This window comes from Ralstonia sp. 22111, assembly GCF_052045895.1.
Lineage (GTDB): Bacteria > Pseudomonadota > Gammaproteobacteria > Burkholderiales > Burkholderiaceae > Ralstonia > Ralstonia wenshanensis.
On sequence record NZ_JBQEPR010000008.1, the window covers coordinates 107626 to 127546 of the forward strand.

Sequence of the window (19921 nt, forward strand, 5' to 3'; positions counted from 1 at the left end):
AGGAGAAACCATGTCCTACGCACACGCCGACCACGGCCAGGATCACGCACCGCAAAGCTTCTGGACACGCTACGTCTGGAGCCAGGACCACAAGGTCATCGCCGTGCAGTATTCGCTCACGGCCATCGCCATCGGGCTGGTGGGGCTCGTGCTGTCGAACCTGATGCGGCTGCAGCTGGGGTTTCCGGGCAAGTTCGCCTTTATCGACGCCAACCACTACTACCAGTTCGTCACCATGCACGGAATGATCATGGTGGTCTACCTGCTCACGGCGCTGTTCCTGGGCGGCTTCGGCAACTACCTGATCCCGCTGATGCTGGGCGCGCGCGACATGGTGTTTCCGTTCCTGAACATGCTTAGCTACTGGGTGTATCTGCTGGCCGTGCTGGTGCTGGTGGCGAGCTTCTTCGTACCGGGCGGGCCCACCGGCGCAGGCTGGACGCTGTATCCGCCGCAGGCGATCCTGCCCGGCACGCCCGGCACCGAATGGGGCATCGTGCTGATGCTGGTGTCGCTGGCGATCTTCATCGTGGCGGCAACGATGGGCGGTCTGAACTACGTGACCACCACGCTGCAGGCGCGCACGCGCGGCATGACGCTCATGCGCATGCCGCTCACGGTGTGGGGCATCTTTACGGCGACCGTGCTGGCGCTGCTGGCGTTTCCGGCGCTGTTCGTGTCGGCCATCATGATGCTGCTCGACAAGACGCTGGGCACCAGCTTCTTCGTACCGGCTGTGGTGTCGATGGGGCAGCAGCTCAAGCACAGCGGGGGCAGCCCGTTGCTGTTCCAGCACCTGTTCTGGTTCTTCGGGCACCCCGAGGTGTACATCGTGGCGCTGCCCGCCTTCGGCATCGTGTCGGACCTCATCAGCACGCACGCGCGCAAGAACATCTTCGGCTACCGGATGATGGTGTGGGCCATCGTCATCATCGGTGTGTTGTCGTTCGTCGTCTGGGCACACCACATGTTCGTCTCGGGCATGAACCCGTACTTCGGGTTCTTCTTTGCCACCACCACGCTCATCATCGCCATCCCGACGGCGCTGAAGGTCTACAACTGGGTGCTCACGCTGTGGCGCGGCAACATCCACCTGACCGTGCCGATGCTGTTTGCCATCGGCTTCATCAGCACGTTCCTGATCGGCGGCTTGACGGGGCTGTTCCTCGGCAACGTCAGCGTGGACATTCCGCTGTCCAACACGTACTTCGTGGTTGCGCACTTCCACATGGTGATGGGCGTGTCGCCGATCCTGGTGGTGTTCGGCGGGCTCTATCACTGGTACCCGAAGGTGACGGGCCGCATGCTGAACGACACGCTGGGCCGCGCGCATTTCTGGATCACCTTCATCGGCACGTACCTCATCTACTTCCCGATGCACTACCTGGGCTTGCTCGGCATGCCGCGCCGGTATTACGCGTATGAGGGCTACAGCTTCATCCCGCCCTCCGCGCAGACGCTGAATACGTTCATCACCGTCATCGCCATCATCGTGGGCGTGGCGCAGTTGCTGTTCCTCTTCAACCTGGCTTGGAGCCTCGTGCGCGGCAAAAAGGCCGAGGCCAACCCGTGGCGCGCCACCACGCTCGAATGGCAGACGCCGCAGACGCCACCCGTGCACGGCAACTGGGGGCCGACGCTGCCGGTGGTCTATCGGTGGGCATACGAGTACAGCCCGCCCGGCCGTGCCGATGACTTCGTACCGCAGAACGAACCACCCACCGGCGCACCCCACATGGGAACGGAAGCAGCGCCGGGCACCGACATCCTCCACACCAGCGGGGTGCGCACATGACGACCCTTCCCCGCCACTTTGTTCCCGATACCGCGCCTATACTGCCGCACGCCGGGCGCATCGGCCTGCGCGTGTTCATGGCCGTGGTGACGGCGCTGTTCTCGCTGCTGATCCTGGCTTATGCCATGCGCATGCGCGAGCCGGATTGGATGCCGGTTCCGCACCCGGTCCTGCTTTGGTGGAACACCGGCGCGCTGGCGCTGGCCAGCGTGGCCACGGAACTGGCACGGCGAACCGACGCGCGCCGCACGATCTGGCTGCTCGCGGGTGGCGCGCTTGCCGCACTGTTCGTGTTCGGGCAATGGGCAGCATGGCAACAACTGTCGGCCACGGGGCAAGGCGTGTCGGTCAACCCATCCAACAGCTTTTTATATGTGTTCACCGGCCTGCACGCCGCGCATGTCATCGGTGGGCTCGTCGTCTGGGCGGTGACGGTCGTGCGCCTGCACAGCAACGCCGATCGCACGCAACGTGCCGTTGCCCTCTGCGCGACGTACTGGCACTTTCTGCTGGCCGTGTGGCTCGTGCTGCTGGCCGCGATGTGGTGGATCACGCCCGCCTTCGTCAGCGCCATCTGCGGGCCGTTGTACGGAGCCACGCCATGAGCCACTCCACGCTTCCAACCGACCCGGCCAACGCCTTGCCCGAAGGTTGGCCTGGCGTCGTCAGCGACTGGTCTGGCGACCGCGAAGCCTTCAAGGTGCCGTGGGGCAAGGCCATGATGTGGATCTTCCTGCTGTCGGACACCTTCGTCTTCAGCAGTTTCCTGATCGGCTACATGACAGTGCGCATGTCGACCACGGTGCCGTGGCCCAACACGGCCGAAGTGTTCGGCATGAAGATCGGCGGCGTGGAGGTGCCATTGCTGCTGATCGCCATCATGACCTTTGTGCTCATCAGCAGCAGCGGAACCATGGCCATGGCCGTCAACTTCGGCTACCGGCGCAACGCCAGGCGCGCCGCCGCGCTCATGCTGGCCACGGCATTGCTCGGCGTCTGCTTCGTCAGCCTGCAGGCATTCGAGTGGACCAAGCTGATCGTGCTCGAAGGCGTGCGGCCCTGGGGCAATCCGCTGGGTGCGGCGCAGTTTGGCGCGTGCTTTTTCATGATCACCGGCTTCCACGGCTTTCACGTGACCTGCGGCGTGATCTACCTGTTGCTGGTCGCACGCAAGATCCGGCAGCCGGGCTTTGCCGAACACGGCAACTTCCAGATCGTGGAGATCGCGGGCCTCTACTGGCACTTCGTCGATCTCGTCTGGGTATTCATCTTTGCGTTGTTCTACCTGTGGTGAGGCAGCCATGAACCACACCGACCCATCTCCCACGCCAGCAGTGCCCGACACCCACGGCCAGCAGCACAGCATCAGCGTCTACCTGAAAATCTGGGGCCTGCTGTTCGTGCTCAGCACGCTGTCGTACTTGGTCGATTACTTTCGCGTGGAAGGCCTCACGCGCTGGGTGCTGATCGTCGTGCTGATGATCGCCAAGGCTGGGCTGATCGTCTCCGTGTTCATGCACATGATGTGGGAGCGGCTGGCCCTGGTGTACGCGATCCTGATGCCGCCGCTCGCGCTGCTGGTGCTGATGGTGTTGATGGCGGCGGAGGCGCATCACACGTTCGGGATGCGCATGTTGTTCTTCCACTGAGCCGCCTCTCGGCTGTCGTTTGACGGGCCGCCCAGTCCGGCCACGCCTACCTTTTCCGTCCAGTATCAATCTGGTGAATGTCGCGCATTCACCAGCTGACTGGCGTGCCTCCTCGGTGCCCGCTACCTTCAGCGCACACCTACAAAAAACTGAGGAGACACCATGCTGCCCCACCCTGCAACCATCGACGTACGCGCGTGGCTCGATGGCCAGCGCTTTTCCGCGTTCCAATGGCGCGTCGTCGCGCTGTGCTTTTTCATCGTCGCCATTGACGGCTTTGATACCGCATGCGTCGGCTTCATCGCACCGGCGCTCGTGCAGGACTGGCACGTCACCCCCGGCGTGTTGGGCACCGTGTTCAGTGCCGGCCTGGCGGGGCTGATGGTTGGGGCGCTCGCCTTTGGCCCATTGGCCGACCGCATCGGGCGCAAGCGCACGCTGCTGATTACGGTCTCGGCGTTTGGCGTTGCCACGGTGGCATCGGCGTTTGCACCAAACGTCAGCGCGCTGATTGCGTTGCGATTCCTGACGGGCCTCGGCCTGGGCGGCGCCATGCCCAACGCCATCGCCCTCACGTCTGAATACTGCCCAGAGCGGCGGCGCTCCTTCCTCACCACCGTCATGTTCTGCGGCTTCACATTGGGGTCGGGCTTTGGTGGCATCGTTGCCGCGCAACTGGTGCCCGATTTTGGCTGGCGCAGCGTGCTGCTGTTCGGCGGCGTCGTGCCGCTGGTGCTGGTGCCGGTGATGGCCTTTGCATTGCCGGAGTCGGTGCGCTATTTAGTGTCCAGTGGCGCAAGCAACACAGCGGTCGGCAAGCTGCTCAACCGGATTGCGCCATTGGACGTCACGCCCGACACCCGCTTCGCGCTGCATGAAGCCAAGGCGCCGGGGTCGCCGGTGCGGCAGCTCTTCCTGCCGGCTTTCCGCACGGGCACGCTGCTGCTGTGGACGGTGTTCTTCATGAGCCTGCTGATCGTCTATCTGTTGACGAACTGGCTGCCGACGCTGATTCACGCGGGTGGCGTGTCGCTCGCGCTGGCGTCGCGCATTGCGGTGATGTACCAGGTGGGCGGCACCATCGGCGCGCTCATCATCGGACGGTTGATGGATCGGCACCCCGCGACGATCGTGCTGTGCGGCACCTACGGCCTGGGCGCCATATTCCTTGCTCTGACCGGCGTGACGCAAGGCACGATGCTCGCCTTTGCCGTCACGGGCGTCGGTTTCTGCATCAGCGGCTCGCAAATCGGCGCGAATGCGTTCGCAGCGCAGTTCTATCCCACTGCCAACCGTGTAACGGGCATCAGCTGGGCACTGGGCGTGGGCCGCCTCGGTTCGGTGTGCGGTGCGCTGGTGGGTGGCGTCTTGCTGACGGCAAACATCGGGTTCCAGCTGCTGTTCCTGATCGTGGCGGTGCCGGCAGCAATTGCGGCGGTGGCCATGTTCCTATGCGGCAGCCAAGCCAAACGCTCCGCCGCTGGGCAGGCGTTGCCCATGGCGTCGGAAGGCACCTAAGCATCCGGCCCGTCGAGAGCGGATTGCGGACCTCAAACAGTGAAGCTCCACTGTCTGAGGTCGAAAATCTCGACCTCCAACTGCGGCGCTCGACCGTCCGGGAGCGGAACGCCAGCCTCAACGCGACAACTTCGCCGATCCCAGAACGAAATGCAGGCCTCGGAGCACGGATGGGTCGGATGTTTTAGAGCGGAGCGCGAGCCTCGGATAGTCGCCTTCGAGCGTTCGAGACTGAAACTTCAGCCCCCGAGCGTGGCAGTCGAGTGTTCGAGGGTGAAGCACGACCCTCTGGCGGTGGAGTTCGACCCTCAGAGCGCCAAGTTCGAGCGTTCGAGCCGGACGCTCGACCCTCGGACGGTGGGGCGCCAGTGTTCGAGCTTGAAGCGTCACGATCCAAAGGTGGAATTCGAGTGTTAGGCGGTGAGGCGCGAGGCTCCAATACTCACCGACGACGAAGCCGACGCGTTGCCGGCCCGCCTAGATGGCAAACATCTCGAACAACAGCTGCCGCAGCCATTGATTGGCCGGCTCGCGGTGATTGCGCCCGTGCCACAGCACATTGATGGTGATATCCGGGATCTTGGCCGGGCACGGCGCCGTGGCCAGGTCAAACGGTTTGAGCGTACGCGTGGCATAGGCCTCGGGCACCACCGCAATCATGTCGGTCGACTGCAGGATGTGCCCCAGCGCCACGAAGTGCGGCACACGCAGGCTCACGCGCCGCGACATCCCTGCCCGCAGGATCGTTGAATCCACCATGCCGTGGCCCGTTCCCTCGGCGACGATCGACACGTGCTCGGCTTCCAGGAAGCTCTTCATTGTCATGCCGTTCCTGGCGAGCGGATGGCCCTTGCGGAAGAGGCACACATAGCGCTGCTTGAACAGCCTGCGCTGGAAGAACCCCGCTTTCAGATCCGGCAGAAAGCCAATGGCGAGGTCCACGCGGCCGGCCTCCATTTCATCGCGCAGCGTGTCGGCATGGTTGCGCACCGTACTGATGGTGACCCCAGGCGCGTCCTTCTCCAGGCGGCGCATCAGACTGGGCAGAAAGTAGATCTCGCCAATGTCCGTCATCGCGATGGTGAAGGCGCGTGTGCTCGTCTTGGGGTCGAACTTGGTCGTGGCGTTGAGCGAGTTGTAGATCGCCCCGAGTGCGTAAGCGATGGGTTCAGCCAGCGTCTCGGCAAACGGTGTCGGCACCATGCCTTTCGATGTGCGGATGAACAACTCGTCCCCAAACAACTTGCGCATGCGGTTCAGCGCATTGCTGATGGCGGGTTGCGAGATGCCCAGTGTTTCCGCCACGGCAGAGACACGACGTTGCCGAAGCAACTCATTGAAGACGACCAACAGGTTGAGGTCGATGTCCTGTAGTTCCACCGCGTGTCTCCTCTCGTTTTTGCATTATCACTGCGGGTGATATGACACATCAGGTTGCTTCTATTTATGTATGTCGTCAAGCGAGCCATGATGCGTTCACACAGAAAAACGACTAGCCCGGAGACACGGCATGGACGTCACCGTCACCCCTCTGCAGCGCATCGTGAGCGCGCGCTCGGGCGATAACCTGCTCGAAGTCCTTCGCACCAACGAAGTGCCCATCTCGTACAGCTGTATGGCGGGCCGCTGCGGTACGTGCCGCTGCCGGGTCGTGTCCGGCAATGTGGCCGTGACCGGCGGCGCAGATATGAACGGCCCCTCGACTTCCGGCCAGATTGTGCTGGCGTGCCAGACCACGCTGGTGGAAGACTGCGCGATCGAGCTGCCGGAAATCGATGAAGTGGTTGTGCACGCGGCCAGGATCGTCAAGTCGAAGGTGGTGTCCATCGAGGACATGACCCACGACATCAAGCGCATCCGGCTGGACCTCGCCAAGCCACTCGAATACTCGCCCGGCCAGTACGCCACGCTGCAGTTCACGCCCAAGCATGTGCGGCCGTATTCCATGGCCGTCGCCAACGAAGGGAACACGCTGGAGTTCCATGTGCGTGTGGTGCCGGATGGCCGCGTCACCTCGTATATCGCAAGCGAACTCAAGGTTGGCGACGATGTACGCGTAAGCGGCCCACTGGGCACGGCGTATCTGCGCCGCCGCAATGCAGACCCGATCCTTTGCGTGGCCGGCGGCACGGGTCTCGCGCCCATCCTGTCCATCCTGCGCGGCATGGCCGATGCGCGCATGACGAACCCGGTGCACGTGTACTTCGGCGTGCGCTCGCCCATCGACGTGTACGGCACGCATTGGCTGGACGCGCTGCGCGAGCGTCTTCCAAACCTGCACACGCACGTCGTCATCACCACATCGAATACGGACCGCCGCTACCGCTCGGGCGTCGTCACCGATGCCGTGGCGAGCGACTGGCCGAGCCTCACCGGCTGGCGCGCCTATCTGGCTGGCGCGCCCGTCATGGTGGACGCCGCGAGCCTGCTGCTGCGCCAGCGCGGCGTGCTGCCCGAACACATCTACGCGGATGCCTTCTACGCCGTTGGCGTCTGAAGCAGCACGCATTACAAACCTCGGAGACGCCCATGAAAGAGTCGACCCTCACGTTTTCCAGACCCGTCTGGAAAGACGACGGCTGCAGCCGGATTCCATTCCGCGCGTACACCGACGACGAGATCCACCAGCGCGAGCTCGAACGCCTGTTCTACAACGGCCACTGGTGCTACGTCGGCCTGGAAGCGGAGATCCCCAACGCGGGCGATTTCAAGCGCACGGTGGTGGGTGAACGCTCGGTGATCGTCACGCGCACGCCGGACGGCTCGATTGCCGTAGTGGAAAACGTCTGCGCGCACCGCGGCGTGCGCTTCTGCCGCGAGAAATCCGGCAACCGCAAAGACTTCACCTGCCCATACCACCAGTGGAACTACGACCTGAAAGGCAACCTGATCGGCGTGCCGTTCCGGCGTGGTGTGAAGTCGGAAGGCAAGGTGCAGGGCGGCATGCCCGCCGACTTTGACCCGAAGGAACACGGCCTCACGCAGCTCAACGTCGCCGTGCGCAATGGGGTCATCTTTGCCTCGTTCGACCACGACCTGCCGTCATTGGAAGACTTTCTGGGGCCCACCATCCTCGGTTACTTCGACCGCGTATTCGACGGCCGCAAGCTGAAGATCTTGGGCTACAACAAGCAGCGCATTCCGGGCAACTGGAAGCTGATGCAGGAGAACATCAAAGACCCGTATCACCCGGGCCTCCTGCATACGTGGTTCGTCACCTTCGGGCTCTGGCGTGCCGACAACAAGTCCGAGCTGAAGATGGATGCGCTGCATCGCCATGCCGCGATGATCTCCACGCGCGGCACCGGCGGCAAAAGCGCCGTCACCAGCGGCGTCACCAGCTTCAAAGAGAAGATGACGCTGCACGATGACCGCTTTCTCGACGTGGTGCAGGAACCCTGGTGGGACGGCCCGACGGCCGTGATGATGACCGTCTTCCCGAGCGTGATCATCCAGCAGCAGGTCAATTCGGTGTCCACGCGGCATATCCAGCCCAACGGTCACGGCTCGTTCGATTTCGTCTGGACCCACTTCGGTTTTGAAGACGACACCGAAGAGATGACGCAGCGCCGCCTGCGCCAGGCCAACCTGTTCGGGCCCGCCGGCTTTGTCTCGGCAGACGACGGCGAGGTCATCGAGTTCTCGCAGGAAGGCTTCGAGCAGAAGCCCGGCCACCGCACCGTGGTCGAACTGGGCGGCCGCGAAGTGGGCGACACCGACCACATGGTCACGGAAACGCTCATCCGGGGCATGTACGAATACTGGCGCAAGGTGATGGAGATCTGACATGGCTGACGTCGCTCACACGCTCGATTTCCCGACCTACCAGCAACTGCTGGCGCTCTACACCCGCTACGCCAGCGCCGTGGACAACGCTGCGTGGGATCAATGGACCGACCTCTTCGTCGACGACTGCACCTACAAGGTCCAGCCCCGCGAAAACTACGAACGCGGCTTTCCGCTCGCCACGCTGTCGTTCGAAAGCAAGGGCATGTTGAAGGATCGCATCTACGGCATCACCGAGACGATCTTCCACGACCCGTACTACCAGCGCCATGTGGTCGGCCTGCCCGAGGTGACGCACGTGGAGGGCGACCGCATAGAGGCGCAGGCCAACTACGCCGTGTTCCGCACCAAGCCCGACGAGCTGTCGACGGTGTTCAACGTCGGCCGTTATATCGACACCATCGTCCGCACCGAAACGGGATTGAAGCTGAAGTCGCGCACCTGCGTGTTCGACAGCGAAATGATCCCCAACTCGATCATCTACCCGATCTGAGGTCTGCCCATGAGCAACACATCAACCACCACCTGGCTCAAGCTCATCAGCGTTGACGACCTGCCGGACGACGACGTGATCGCAGTCGCTGCCGGCGATGCGGAGATCGCGGTGTACCGCGTTGACGGCGAGGTCTTTGCCACCGACAACGTCTGCACGCATGGTCATGCGCGCCTGTGCGACGGCTTTCTCGACGGCTACGAAATCGAATGCCCGCTGCATCAGGGCAAGTTCGACGTGCGCTCGGGCAAGGCGATGTGCGAACCGCTGACCACCGACGTGCGCACGTTCCCGATCAAGATCGAAGACGGCCACGTCTTCGTCGAGCTGTAAGGAGCCGTCATGACATCCACCACGCTGCAAACGGAGCGCAGTGCGTACTACGCGCAACTCGATGGCAAGCAACTGGCGCCGCTGTGGGAGTCGCTGCATTCGCTGGTGCCGCGTGAGCCCAAGCCGCGCATCGTGCCTGCCATCTGGAAGTACAACGAGGTGCGCCCGCTGGTCATGCAGGCCGGCGCCGTCATCAGCGCGGAAGAGGCCGTGCGCCGCGTTCTGATCCTGGAGAACCCGGGGCTGCCAGGCAAGGCCAGCGTTACGTCCACGCTGTATGCAGGGCTGCAGCTGATCCTGCCCGGCGAGATCGCGCCGAGCCACCGGCATACGCAGTCGGCGCTGCGTTTCATCGTCGAAGGCCGTGGCGCATGGACGGCGGTGAATGGCGAACGCACGACGATGCACCCCGGCGATTTCATCATCACGCCTTCGTGGACGTGGCACGACCACGGCTGCCCGACGCTTGAGGATGGCGGCGAACCCGTCGTCTGGCTGGACGGCCTCGACATTCCGCTGGTGCAACAGTTCGACTGCGGCTTTGCCGAGAACTACGCGCAAGCCCAGCAACCCGTGATGCGCCCGGAAGGCGACAGCTACGCGCGCTTCGGCCACAACATGGTGCCGGTCCGCCATCGCGTGACCGACCCCACCTCGCCCATCTTCAGCTACCCATATGAGCGCACGCGCGACGCGCTGGACACGTTGTACCGCCACGGTGAACTGGACCCCTGGGACGGCGTGAAGCTGCGCTACGTCAATCCCGCCACCGGCGGCTGGCCGATGCCGACCATCGCCACCTTCATGCAGTTCCTGCCCAAGGGCTTTGCGGGCAAGGCCTACCGCAGCACCGATGCCACCGTCTACAGCGTGGTGGAAGGCCGCGGCACGGCTCGCATTGGCGACATGCAATTCGAGTTCGAGCCGCGCGACGTCTTTGTCGCGCCGTCGTGGGCGCCGGTGCAGCTCCATGCATCGGAGGATGCGGTGCTGTTCAGCTATTCCGACCGGCCCGTGCTGTCTGCACTGAATCTGCTCCGCGAAGCGCGTACCTGACGAGACCCCACTCCATTGCTCTTGCGGGGTGCCAGCTGGCACCGCCGCCGGACCCATTCACCCCTGCGTTTTGACTGACCACACTGAGCCGACCATGAACTACGTCTTCACGCCCCCAGCCCTTACCGCCGTGCCCGTTGCGGGCAGCAACGAGGAGTTTGTTGTCCGCCGCGTCTATTGCGTCGGCCGCAACTACGCCGCCCACGCCCGTGAAATGGGCTATGACCCTGACCGCGAACCGCCGTTCTTCTTCTGCAAGCCCGCCGATGCCATCGTGCCGGTGGCTGATGGGCAGACGCTTGAACTGCCGTATCCGTCGCAAACGCAGAACTACCACTACGAAGCCGAGCTGGTGGCCGTGATCGGAAAATCCGGCGCCGACATCTCGGTGGACAACGCGCTCGATCATGTGTGGGGCTACGCCGTCGGGCTGGATATGACGCGCCGTGATCTGCAGATGAAGATGCGAGAGATGGGCCGCCCCTGGGAGATCGGCAAGGCGTTCGATGTGTCCGCGCCGATGGGGCCAATCCACCCGGCCACCAAGATCGGCCACCCGCAGCGGGCCGGCATCTGGCTGACCGTCAATGGCGAGACCAAGCAACGCAGCGACGTATCGCACCTGATCTGGTCGGTGGCGGAAACGGTGGCGTACCTCTCGCAGTTCTTCCGGCTGGAACCGGGCGACGTGATCTTTACCGGCACGCCGGAGGGTGTGGGTGCCGTGAATCCCAGCGACAGCATCGTGATGGGAGTCGACGGCCTGGGCGAGCTGAAGGCTCGCATCGTCTGAGCGCGCCGGCCATGCAGCTCTACAGCTTCTTCAACAGCTCGACGTCCTATCGGGTGCGCATTGCGCTGGCACTCAAAGGGCTGCCTTACGAGACCTTGCCGGTCAACATCCGCACCGACGAGCATCGCGCGGCGGGTTATGTGGAGCACATCAACCCGTCGGCGGGCGTACCGGCGCTCATCGACGGTGAGATGCACTTGAGCCAGTCGCTCGCGATCATCGATTACCTCGACGCGTGCCACCCCGCAACACGGCTCATTCCGCGCGAACCGTTGCGGCGCGCACGCGTGCTGGAACTGGCCAACGCCATTGCCTGCGATATCCACCCCGTCAACAACCTGCGCGTGCTGCGCTATCTGCAGGACGTGCTGGAGGTCTCACCCGAGCAGAAAGACGCCTGGTACCGCCACTGGATCGACGAAGGCATGTCCACCGTGGAACGCTTGCTCGCGCGGTACGGCGCAGGCCCCTGGTGCTTTGGTGAATCGCCCACGCTGGCCGACGTGACGCTCGTGCCGCAGATGGCCAACGCGCTGCGCATGGGGTGTTCGCTGGAACGGTACGAACGGGCGATGGCCGTCTACGAACACGCCAGTGCGCATCCGGCCTTCAAGGCGGCTGCCCCGGCACAGCAACCGGATTTCACCGCCTGATGCACGTCACGCATTGCTGAAAAAACAACCACAACGGAGGAGACATCATGAACCTGCGCCACCTGGCGTTCCCCCTGCTGCTGGCGGCGCCCGCGCTTGCCGCCGCACAATCAGCAGCCCAATCCGTGACGCTGTATGGCGTGATCGATACCGGCGTCGAATACGTCAACCGCATCGGCTCGACCGGCAATAGCGTCGTGCGCATGCCCAACCTGAGCGGCACGGTGCCCTCGCGCTGGGGCCTGCGCGGCACCGAGGATCTGGGCGGCGGCGCCAAGGCGCTGTTCACGCTGGAATCGGGCTTTGCGCCCGACAGCGGCACGAGCAACCAGGGCGGCCGCCTGTTTGGCCGGCAGGCGTGGGTGGGCCTGTCCAACAACTGGGGGCAAATCAGCCTCGGCCGTCAATACACGATGCTGTTCTGGGCCACGCTCGATACCGATCTGCTCGGCCCCAACGCCTACGGCTCCAGCTCGCTCGACACGTATCTGCCCAACGCCCGCGCCGACAACGCCGTTGCCTACAAGGGCAAGTTCGGCGGCTTCACGGTGGGTGCCACCTACAGCTTTGGCCGCGATGCCGTCAACGCCGGGCCCAGCCCATCCGGCACCAACTGCGCAGGCGAGAACCCCGCTGACAGACTGGCCTGCCGCGAGTGGTCGGCCATGCTGATGTACGAGACCGGCAAGTGGGGCGTGTCGGCCGCGTACGATTCGCAACGCGGCGGGCCCGGCGCATTTGCCGGGTTGACGTCAAGCTCGCTCAAGGATGAGCGCATGGCGTTGGGCGGCTATGCGCTATTCGATCGCGCAAAGGTCGGCCTGGGCTGGATTGGCCGACGCAATGGCGCATCGGCCACGCCGCGCAGTGATCTCTTTTACGCCGGCGCCGCATACGATCTGACACCGGCCCTGATGTTGACTGGCGAGGTGTTCCATCTGCGGTTCCACAACAGCGCCAACAAGGCATGGCTGGGGGCGGTGCGCGCCAGCTACGCGTTCAGCAAGCGCTCGTCGGTATATGCCACGGTGGGCTATATCGACAACCGCGGCAGCCTGGCGCTGTCAGTGGACAGTGCCGCCACGGGCGCCGCACCTGCCGCTGGCGGAAACCAGCTCGGCACGATGGTTGGTATCCGGCACGTGTTCTGACGTGCCATGAAAAAGGCCCGCCACTCTGTGCGAGTGTGCGGGCCTTCAAAACCGCATCGATGTCGGCTTAGCCGACGGCCGTAGCGTCCAGCGCCTGCGTGAAATCGGCCAGCAGGTCAGCTTCGTCTTCAATGCCGACCGATACGCGAACCAGCGAATCGGCAATGCCCATCGACGCGCGGCGCTCGGCGCCCATTTCCCAGTAGATGGTTGGGGCGACCGGAATCACCAGCGTGCGCGTGTCGCCCAGGTGCGTGGCGCGCACGGCGTAGCGCAGGTGATCGAGCATGTCGACGTAGTCAGCGCCGTCCACCAGTTCGAAGCTCAGCAGGCCGCCGTAGTGACGGAACAGCTCGGTGGCGCGGGCGTGTTCGGGGTGTTCCGGCAGGCCGGGGTAATACACGCGTGCCACCTTCGGGTGCGCGGCCAGCGTGCGGGCCAGCGCCAGCGCGTTGCTGCAGGTGCGGTCCACGCGCAGCGCCATCGTTTCGGCGCCCACGGCAATACGGTGCGCGGCATCGGCAATCAACGTCGCGCCCTGATCGCGCAGGCCCTTCTTGCGGATCTGCTGGATGCCCTGCATTTCCGGCTTGGCCTTGCGGTATGCCGGGTAGATGTTCGGATACGCCGTCCAGTCGAACAGGCCCGTATCCACCACCGCGCCGCCCAGCGCGTTACCGTGCCCGCCGATGTACTTGGACAGCGAATGCACCACGAGGCTCGCCTGCGCATCACGCGCGCGGAACAGCCATGGTGACGTCATCGTGCTGTCGACCACGTAGATCAGCCCGCGTGCCTTGCAGATGTCGCCAATGCCCTTCAGATCCGCCACCTGGGTGCGCGGGTTGGCAATGGTTTCCACAAAGACGAGGCGTGTGTTCGGCTGCACCGCATCGACCACGGCCTGGGCCGACGTGGCATCGACAAACGTCACTTCCACGCCCAGGTTGCGCAGCGTTTCGAACACGCTGTTGGTGTTGCCGAACAGGAACGCGCTGGAGACCACGTGGTCGCCGGCGCGCAGCATGGTCGAAAACACCGCCATGATGGCCGCCATGCCGGTCGCAAAGCATGCGGTGGCCACGCCGGCTTCCATCATCGTGATCTTGGCTTCGAGTGCGGCCGTGGTCGGGTTGCCCTGGCGCGCGTAGGTGTAGCCGGGCTTGCCCTGGAACACGTCGATCAGCTCGCGCGTATCGGTATAACCGTACGTGGTGGACGTGTGCAGCGGCTTGTGGATGGCGTAGTGCTCGACGCCGGCTTCGCGGTCGGCGTGCAGGAGGGCGGTGGTCAGTCCGGTCATGGCGGGGGCAGCAGAAAGGCAGGAAACAGCAGGAAAGTCCTGCATTATCGCGCGATTCCGGGGCCACCTGGGCGGTCCAACCGGAGCGGGCGTGGAACATGGCTTGCGTCGCACCCTCGCGTTGCAAGACCGACCGGATTCCACGCCTGGTGACGAGCCCATCTCCTGCATCCTCCCCTCCTCCCCATCCTGCTGAGGCATCGAGCCTGCAGCAGCGGATCGTGGGCGCGTTGTGGCGCGCCATCTGGCGCTACCGCAAGCGCGTGCTGGTGGCCGTGGGGCTGCTGGTGCTGGCCAAGCTGTGCGCGGTGGGCGTGCCGATCGTGCTCAAGTGGATTGTCGATGGCTTTGGCGATGCCACGCGGGCGCGTGTCTTTCCCGCCTTCCTACTGCTGGCCTATGCCGTGCTGCGCTTTGGCGGCACGCTGTTCGGCGAGCTGCGCGACATGGTGTTCTCGCGCGTGTCGCAGCCCACGGTGGCGGGCTTCATGGCGCAGGCGTTCGAGCACCTGCACCAGCTCGGGCCGCGCTTTCATGCAAGTCGGCAGACCGGCGGGCTGATCCGCGATGTGGAACGCGGCACGACCGGCATCGAGTTCCTGCTGGGTGTCGCGCTGTTCACGATCCTGCCGACCATGGTGGAGATCGGCTCCGTGCTCATCATCATGATGAGCCGCTACAGCGGGTGGTATCTCGTCACCATCCTGGCCACGTTTGCCGCCTACTGCACCGCCACCGTGCTCCTCACGCGACGCCGCGTACGCCTGCAGCGGCAGATGAACGAGTTCGACTCGATGGCCGGCAGCCGGCTGCTCGACAGCATGCTCAACCACGAAGCCGTGAAGGTCTACACGAGCGAGCGCTTCGAGGCCCACCGCTACCGCGACATCCTGCGCCAGCGCATCGAGACGGCGGTCGCCAACCAGCGTGCTTTGTCATTGCTGCACGTGTCGCAAAGCGGCGTCATTGCCGGCGGTGTAGCGACCGTCATGCTGCTGGCCGGGCAGGACGTGACGCGCGGCGTGCTGTCGGTCGGCGACCTTGTGCTGATCAACGCGTACATCATCCAGGTGTGCCTGCCGCTCAACGCGCTGGGCTTCATGTTCCGCGAGGCGAAAGACGCCGCCATCAATGCCGAGCGCCTGTTCCAGTTGCTTGAACAGCGGGCCGATGTGGTGGACCTGCCCAACGGCGCACCGCTGCGCGTGACGCAGGGCGAGGTGCAGTTCGACCACGTGGATTTCGGCTACGAGAACACGCGACCCATCCTGCACGACCTGTCGCTGCATATTCCGGCCGGGCACACGGTGGCCGTGGTGGGGGGCAGCGGCTCAGGCAAGTCGACGCTGGCGCGGCTGCTGTTGCGCTTTTACGACCCCTGGGCGGGGCGCGTGTCCATCGACGGGCAAGACCTGCGCGTGGTCACGCAAGACAGCGTGCGGCGCGCGATCGGCATCGTCCCGCAAGACACGATCCTCTTCAACGACACCATCGCCTACAACATCGCCTACGGGCGCGAAGGCGCAACGATGGCCGAGGTGATCGAGGCCGCCCGCGCGGCCTATGTGCACGACTTCATCGCCGCGCTGCCCGAGGGCTACCAGACCATGGTCGGCGAGCGCGGCCTGAAACTCTCGGGCGGTGAAAAGCAGCGCATTGCCATTGCGCGGGCGCTGCTGAAGAACCCGTCGATCCTGATCTTCGACGAGGCGACCTCCGCCCTGGATACCCGTTCGGAACGCGCCATCCAGCGCGAGCTGGACCGGCTCTCGGCACACCGCACGACGCTGGTGATTGCACACCGGCTTTCCACGGTGGTGGACGCCCACGAAATCGTCGTGCTGGAAAAGGGCCGCATCGTCGAGCGCGGCCGCCATGTCGATCTGCTAGCGTCCAACGGCGTCTACGCCCAGCTCTGGACGCTGCAGCGTCAGCAGTCCGACCTGGAACAGGCCCAGCACCGGCTTGCACAGCAGCCGATCAACCTCGTGGCACTGGTGGTGAGCGTGCTCGACGGCTTGCGCGAGGCAATCGATGCACGCCGTATCACGGTGTATTCCGTCATCCGATCAGAAACGCCAAGCATCACGGGTGACCCGAGCCGCCTGCAAGGCATCGTGGGCGACGTGCTGAGCCACGCCGTGCTCGCCAGCCACCCAGGCAGCCGCATCGAGATCGTGCTGGAGCGCGTGGAAGGCATGGCGCAGTTGCGTGTGACTGACACGATTGCCATACCGGCTTCGGCCGCTGCCGCCATTCCCACCGCCTCGCACACGCCTGCCGAGATGGAGCCCGACGCCGCATTGTCAGCCTTTGGGCCGACGGCAACCCCGCCGGCGCCCGCGCCGTTCGACGTGCTGGACCCGGTGGAACCGCTGGCGCCGCTGCGGCAAGAGCCGCGCGCGTTCGACACCGCGCTCGTGGCCACCGCGCAAGACACGGCCCCGACACCCGCAGCCACGCTTGACCCGTTGTGGATTCGCTCTGTCGTCGAACAGCACGGCGGGCGCTTTGCCGTCGTGCCGCTGCCCCATGGCGAGGGCACAACGTATGTGATGGACTTCCCGATCCGCGCCGTGGCGCCGCTTGCGACCGCGCCCGGCGAGCCCGTGCCCGCCACCGCGCAGCAGGCGCCACGAGGCGAACGCACCACGCTTGCGCCGCCGGATGCGCTATCCGGTGTGCACGTGCTCATCGTCGATGACCAGGAAGACGCCCGCGAGATACTCCAACTGCTGCTGGAAGACTACGGCGCCACCGTCACCGCTTACGGCGCGGCCAAGCCTGCACTTGCTGCGTTGCGCGCGGCGCCGGGCAATTCCTGGCCCGATGTGCTGGTCTCCGACATTGCCCTGGGTGACGACGAAGACGGCTACGCGCTGCTGCGCAACGTGCGCATGCTGGAGAGCGAACGCGACATGCCGCTCGATGCCCGCCTGCCCGCCGTCGCGCTATCCGGCTATGACAGAGCCGAAGACCGCACGCGCGCGCTGCTGGCCGGCTTCCAGCTGCACCTGGCCAAGCCGACCGAACACGGCGAGCTGGTCACCGCCATCCTGAGCGTCATTCGCGCACGGCATGCGCCCGCACGTGAATCGCACGCATCCGTTTCCTTCCAATCAGCCCAGGAGTCTCCATAAGCATGCTGGCCGATTTCGATCCTTCCGCCCAAGCAGAGCCAACGCAGGCGACGCAGAAACCACCGCAACAGAGCACATCGCACTTTGCCAGCGCAGACGCCGCGCGCCGTGCTGTCGAAATGGCACTGCCGCTCATCACGCAAGCGATGACGCGTCCGCAGGAGGTGGGCGACAGCGGTTTTCTGCACATCGTGGTGATGGACCCGGCACGCTCGCTCGGCGAATGCGCCTTCGACGAGGCGGTGCTCTACGAATACTCGGTGGGCGATCGCACGCAATGGGATGCGGACTACGCCGCTTACGCGCGCGCCAAGGCGCGGCTGGCGTGGCAGCACGGCATGAGCACACATGCACTGCAGGCACTGCGCCCGCACGTGCTGCGTGCGGGCGACACCAACCTGTGGGGCAGCGCCGTGCTCGACGGCATCGTGATCGGCGTGAGCGGCGCACTGCCGTTCTATGACGAAGCCTTTGCACATGTGGTGGCCGCGTGCCTGCGCGCCATCGCCAAACAGGCCGCGGCCGCCACGAGCGGTATGCTGCGGCTCGCCTGACGCCCTCCCTTCCGCGCGCGGCACGACGGGCGTGATGCCGTCGCCGCGCCGTTTCTCCTTGCCCTCCACGTAAGAATTGCGCGGTCACTTCGGCGGCAGCTCGTGCCAGCCGAGTGTCGCCATGGCGGCCGACGGCGCGCACAGGTCGCACGCCATGTCCTCGCCAATCTCCCGCAAACGCTTGTCCGGACAAGCGAGAGACGCTTCTCCGCAGGCGCTCCACGCGCACTGCCGGAATACCCCCGCCGCATCAGGTCGCGCGCCATGGCACGCCGGCTGCTGTAGGTCTTCGCACGTGGCTTCCAAACACCTCACCACCACAGGCCGCGACGATAAGAGGAGAAACGACATGCGCATCGCCATGGTCAGTGAACACGCATCGCCACTCGCCGACCTGGGCGGTGTCGACTGCGGCGGACAAAACGTCTACGTGCGCCATGTCGCGCGCCAGCTTGCACGGCTGGGCCACCGTGTCGATGTCTTCACGCGCCGCGAGCGCCCGTGGGACCCAGAGGTGGTGCCGTTCGATAGCGGATGCCGTGTCGTCCACGTACCGGCCGGGCCGGCTGCCGTGCTGCCCAAGGAAGCGCTGCTGCCGCACATGCATGCCTTTGGCCGCTACCTGCTCAACCATTGCGCGCGCGCCCAGGCCAGCGGCGACGCCTACGACGTCATCCACGCCAACTTCTTCATGTCGGGCCTCGCATCGCTGGCAGCGTCCGCGCGGTTGCACCTGCCGTTGGTCATGACCTTCCACGCGCTCGGCCGCGTGCGCCGGTTGCACCAGGGCAGCGCCGATGGCTTTCCTGATGCGCGCTTCGCGATTGAAGAAACGCTGGTGCAACGCGCCGATCGCGTCATTGCCGAATGCCCGCAGGATCAGGCTGATCTGGAAACGCTCTACCGCGCGCGGCCCGAGCAGATCGACGTGGTGCCGTGCGGCTTCGACGCGAGCGAGTTTGCTCCGATTGACCGCGCGCAAGCGCGACGCCGGCTGGGCGTGCCGGCCGACGCGTTTGTCGTGCTGCAACTCGGCCGCATGGTGGCGCGCAAGGGCGTGGACAACGTCATCGAGGCCATCGGCAAGCTGCCGCCCGATGCCCGCAAGCGCGTGCGCCTGTATGTGGTGGGCGGCAACACCGTCGCGCCGGACGTGGCCGCCACGCCCGAACTCGGCCGCCTGCAAGCCATTGCCGAGCGCGCCGGCGTGAGCGCGCAGACCACCTTTGTCGGCAAGCGCGGCCGCGCCGATCTGCGCGCCTGGTACAGCGCCTGCGATGTGTTTGTGAGCACGCCGTGGTACGAGCCGTTCGGCATCACGCCGGTAGAGGCCATGGCGTGCGGGCGCGCCGTCATTGGTGCCGACGTGGGCGGCATCCGATCGACCGTTCGGCATGAGCGCACCGGCTTCCTTGTGCCGCCCAAGGACCCGCAAGCCCTGGCCGCACGCCTGCTGCAACTGATACAGCGACCCGAGCTGTGCCGCGAGCTAGGGCAGGCCGGACTGGTGCGCGCCCGCATGCTCTACACGTGGCTGGGTGTGGCCGGACAGCTTGAACGCGCCTACCTCAAAGCCATCGACACCCACGCGCGCTCCGTGGGCCGCATGACCGACGCCGCGCCCAGTGCCAACGCTGCCGCGCTGGCGGGGCTCGCAGCCTGACCTGATCTTCTTTCCCACCGTTCCATCTTCACGC

The 19921-nt window shown here is 65.0% G+C and carries 18 protein-coding genes; 16 read left to right on the plus strand and 2 right to left on the minus strand.

Translation table 11 applies throughout. The features are described 5' to 3' along the window. The first annotated feature begins 10 nt into the window (after positions 1-10). The 5 genes from ctaD to ACTJK4_RS19580 all read left to right on the plus strand — a co-directional run bounded on the left by ctaD (position 11) and on the right by ACTJK4_RS19580 (position 4962). Positions 11-1795 carry a cytochrome c oxidase subunit I gene (gene ctaD, locus ACTJK4_RS19560; protein ID WP_260803467.1) on the plus strand — a complete coding sequence of 595 codons (1785 nt, stop codon included), beginning with the start codon at positions 11-13 and terminating at the stop codon, positions 1793-1795. Next, complete coding sequence (locus ACTJK4_RS19565) at positions 1792-2400, plus strand: cytochrome c oxidase subunit 3 (protein WP_440818726.1); 609 nt, start codon at positions 1792-1794, stop codon at positions 2398-2400. The genes ctaD and ACTJK4_RS19565 overlap by 4 nt, the downstream gene beginning before the upstream one ends. After that, complete coding sequence (locus ACTJK4_RS19570; protein ID WP_440818727.1) at positions 2397-3089, plus strand: heme-copper oxidase subunit III family protein; 693 nt, start codon at positions 2397-2399, stop codon at positions 3087-3089. The genes ACTJK4_RS19565 and ACTJK4_RS19570 overlap by 4 nt, the downstream gene beginning before the upstream one ends. A gap of 7 nt (positions 3090-3096) precedes the next feature. Then, positions 3097-3444 (plus strand): cytochrome C oxidase subunit IV family protein, encoded by a 348-nt coding sequence (locus tag ACTJK4_RS19575; RefSeq protein ID WP_232038923.1) that lies wholly within the window; start codon positions 3097-3099, stop codon positions 3442-3444. A gap of 162 nt (positions 3445-3606) precedes the next feature. Further along, positions 3607-4962: an MFS transporter gene (locus ACTJK4_RS19580; protein WP_433868336.1), complete on the plus strand. Its 1356-nt coding sequence runs from the start codon at positions 3607-3609 to the stop codon at positions 4960-4962. 477 nt (positions 4963-5439) lie between these two features. Here ACTJK4_RS19580 and ACTJK4_RS19585 read toward each other — a convergent pair whose 3' ends face one another. Further along, positions 5440-6342: a LysR family transcriptional regulator gene (locus ACTJK4_RS19585; RefSeq protein ID WP_260803474.1), complete on the minus strand. Its 903-nt coding sequence runs from the start codon at positions 6340-6342 to the stop codon at positions 5440-5442. Positions 6343-6472: 130 nt separating this feature from the next. On the opposite strand from ACTJK4_RS19585, the gene ACTJK4_RS19590 reads away from it, so the two are divergent. From ACTJK4_RS19590 to ACTJK4_RS19625, 8 genes are all read left to right on the plus strand, one after another. Further along, positions 6473-7459 carry an FAD-binding oxidoreductase gene (locus ACTJK4_RS19590; RefSeq protein WP_440818728.1) on the plus strand — a complete coding sequence of 329 codons (987 nt, stop codon included), beginning with the start codon at positions 6473-6475 and terminating at the stop codon, positions 7457-7459. Between the two features lie 32 nt (positions 7460-7491). Further along, complete coding sequence (locus ACTJK4_RS19595) at positions 7492-8748, plus strand: aromatic ring-hydroxylating dioxygenase subunit alpha (RefSeq protein ID WP_440818729.1); 1257 nt, start codon at positions 7492-7494, stop codon at positions 8746-8748. A gap of 1 nt (position 8749) precedes the next feature. Next, positions 8750-9241, plus strand: a complete 492-nt coding sequence (locus tag ACTJK4_RS19600; RefSeq protein ID WP_440077768.1) for an aromatic-ring-hydroxylating dioxygenase subunit beta — start codon at positions 8750-8752, stop codon at positions 9239-9241. A 9-nt stretch (positions 9242-9250) separates the two neighbouring features. Beyond that, entirely contained in the window at positions 9251-9574 is a 324-nt protein-coding gene (locus ACTJK4_RS19605) for a non-heme iron oxygenase ferredoxin subunit (protein WP_440077767.1), read from the plus strand. Between the two features lie 9 nt (positions 9575-9583). After that, the gene (gtdA, locus tag ACTJK4_RS19610) at positions 9584-10630 is read left to right on the plus strand and encodes a gentisate 1,2-dioxygenase (protein WP_433868337.1); all 1047 of its coding nucleotides are present in this window, start codon (positions 9584-9586) and stop codon (positions 10628-10630) included. Between the two features lie 94 nt (positions 10631-10724). Continuing rightward, on the plus strand, positions 10725-11423 hold the full coding sequence (locus ACTJK4_RS19615) for a fumarylacetoacetate hydrolase family protein (protein ID WP_260803482.1): 699 nt from the start codon (positions 10725-10727) through the stop codon (positions 11421-11423). Between the two features lie 11 nt (positions 11424-11434). Further along, on the plus strand, positions 11435-12076 hold the full coding sequence (maiA, locus tag ACTJK4_RS19620; RefSeq protein WP_433868339.1) for a maleylacetoacetate isomerase: 642 nt from the start codon (positions 11435-11437) through the stop codon (positions 12074-12076). A 47-nt stretch (positions 12077-12123) separates the two neighbouring features. Continuing rightward, positions 12124-13227 carry a porin gene (locus tag ACTJK4_RS19625; protein WP_433868340.1) on the plus strand — a complete coding sequence of 368 codons (1104 nt, stop codon included), beginning with the start codon at positions 12124-12126 and terminating at the stop codon, positions 13225-13227. 67 nt (positions 13228-13294) lie between these two features. Here the strand turns inward: ACTJK4_RS19625 and ACTJK4_RS19630 are convergent, their stop codons facing one another. Next, positions 13295-14530 (minus strand): cystathionine gamma-synthase family protein, encoded by a 1236-nt coding sequence (locus ACTJK4_RS19630; RefSeq protein WP_440818730.1) that lies wholly within the window; start codon positions 14528-14530, stop codon positions 13295-13297. Positions 14531-14751: 221 nt separating this feature from the next. Here ACTJK4_RS19630 and ACTJK4_RS19635 point away from each other — a divergent pair, with 221 nt between their 5' ends. The 3 genes from ACTJK4_RS19635 to ACTJK4_RS19645 all read left to right on the plus strand — a co-directional run bounded on the left by ACTJK4_RS19635 (position 14752) and on the right by ACTJK4_RS19645 (position 19887). Then, entirely contained in the window at positions 14752-17670 is a 2919-nt protein-coding gene (locus tag ACTJK4_RS19635) for an ABC transporter transmembrane domain-containing protein (protein ID WP_440818731.1), read from the plus strand. Positions 17671-17672: 2 nt separating this feature from the next. Beyond that, a complete protein-coding gene (locus tag ACTJK4_RS19640; RefSeq protein ID WP_440818732.1) occupies positions 17673-18224 on the plus strand; it encodes a hypothetical protein in 552 nt (183 codons plus the stop codon). A 349-nt stretch (positions 18225-18573) separates the two neighbouring features. Beyond that, the gene (locus ACTJK4_RS19645; RefSeq protein WP_440818733.1) at positions 18574-19887 is read left to right on the plus strand and encodes a glycosyltransferase family 4 protein; all 1314 of its coding nucleotides are present in this window, start codon (positions 18574-18576) and stop codon (positions 19885-19887) included. Positions 19888-19921 lie beyond the last annotated feature (34 nt).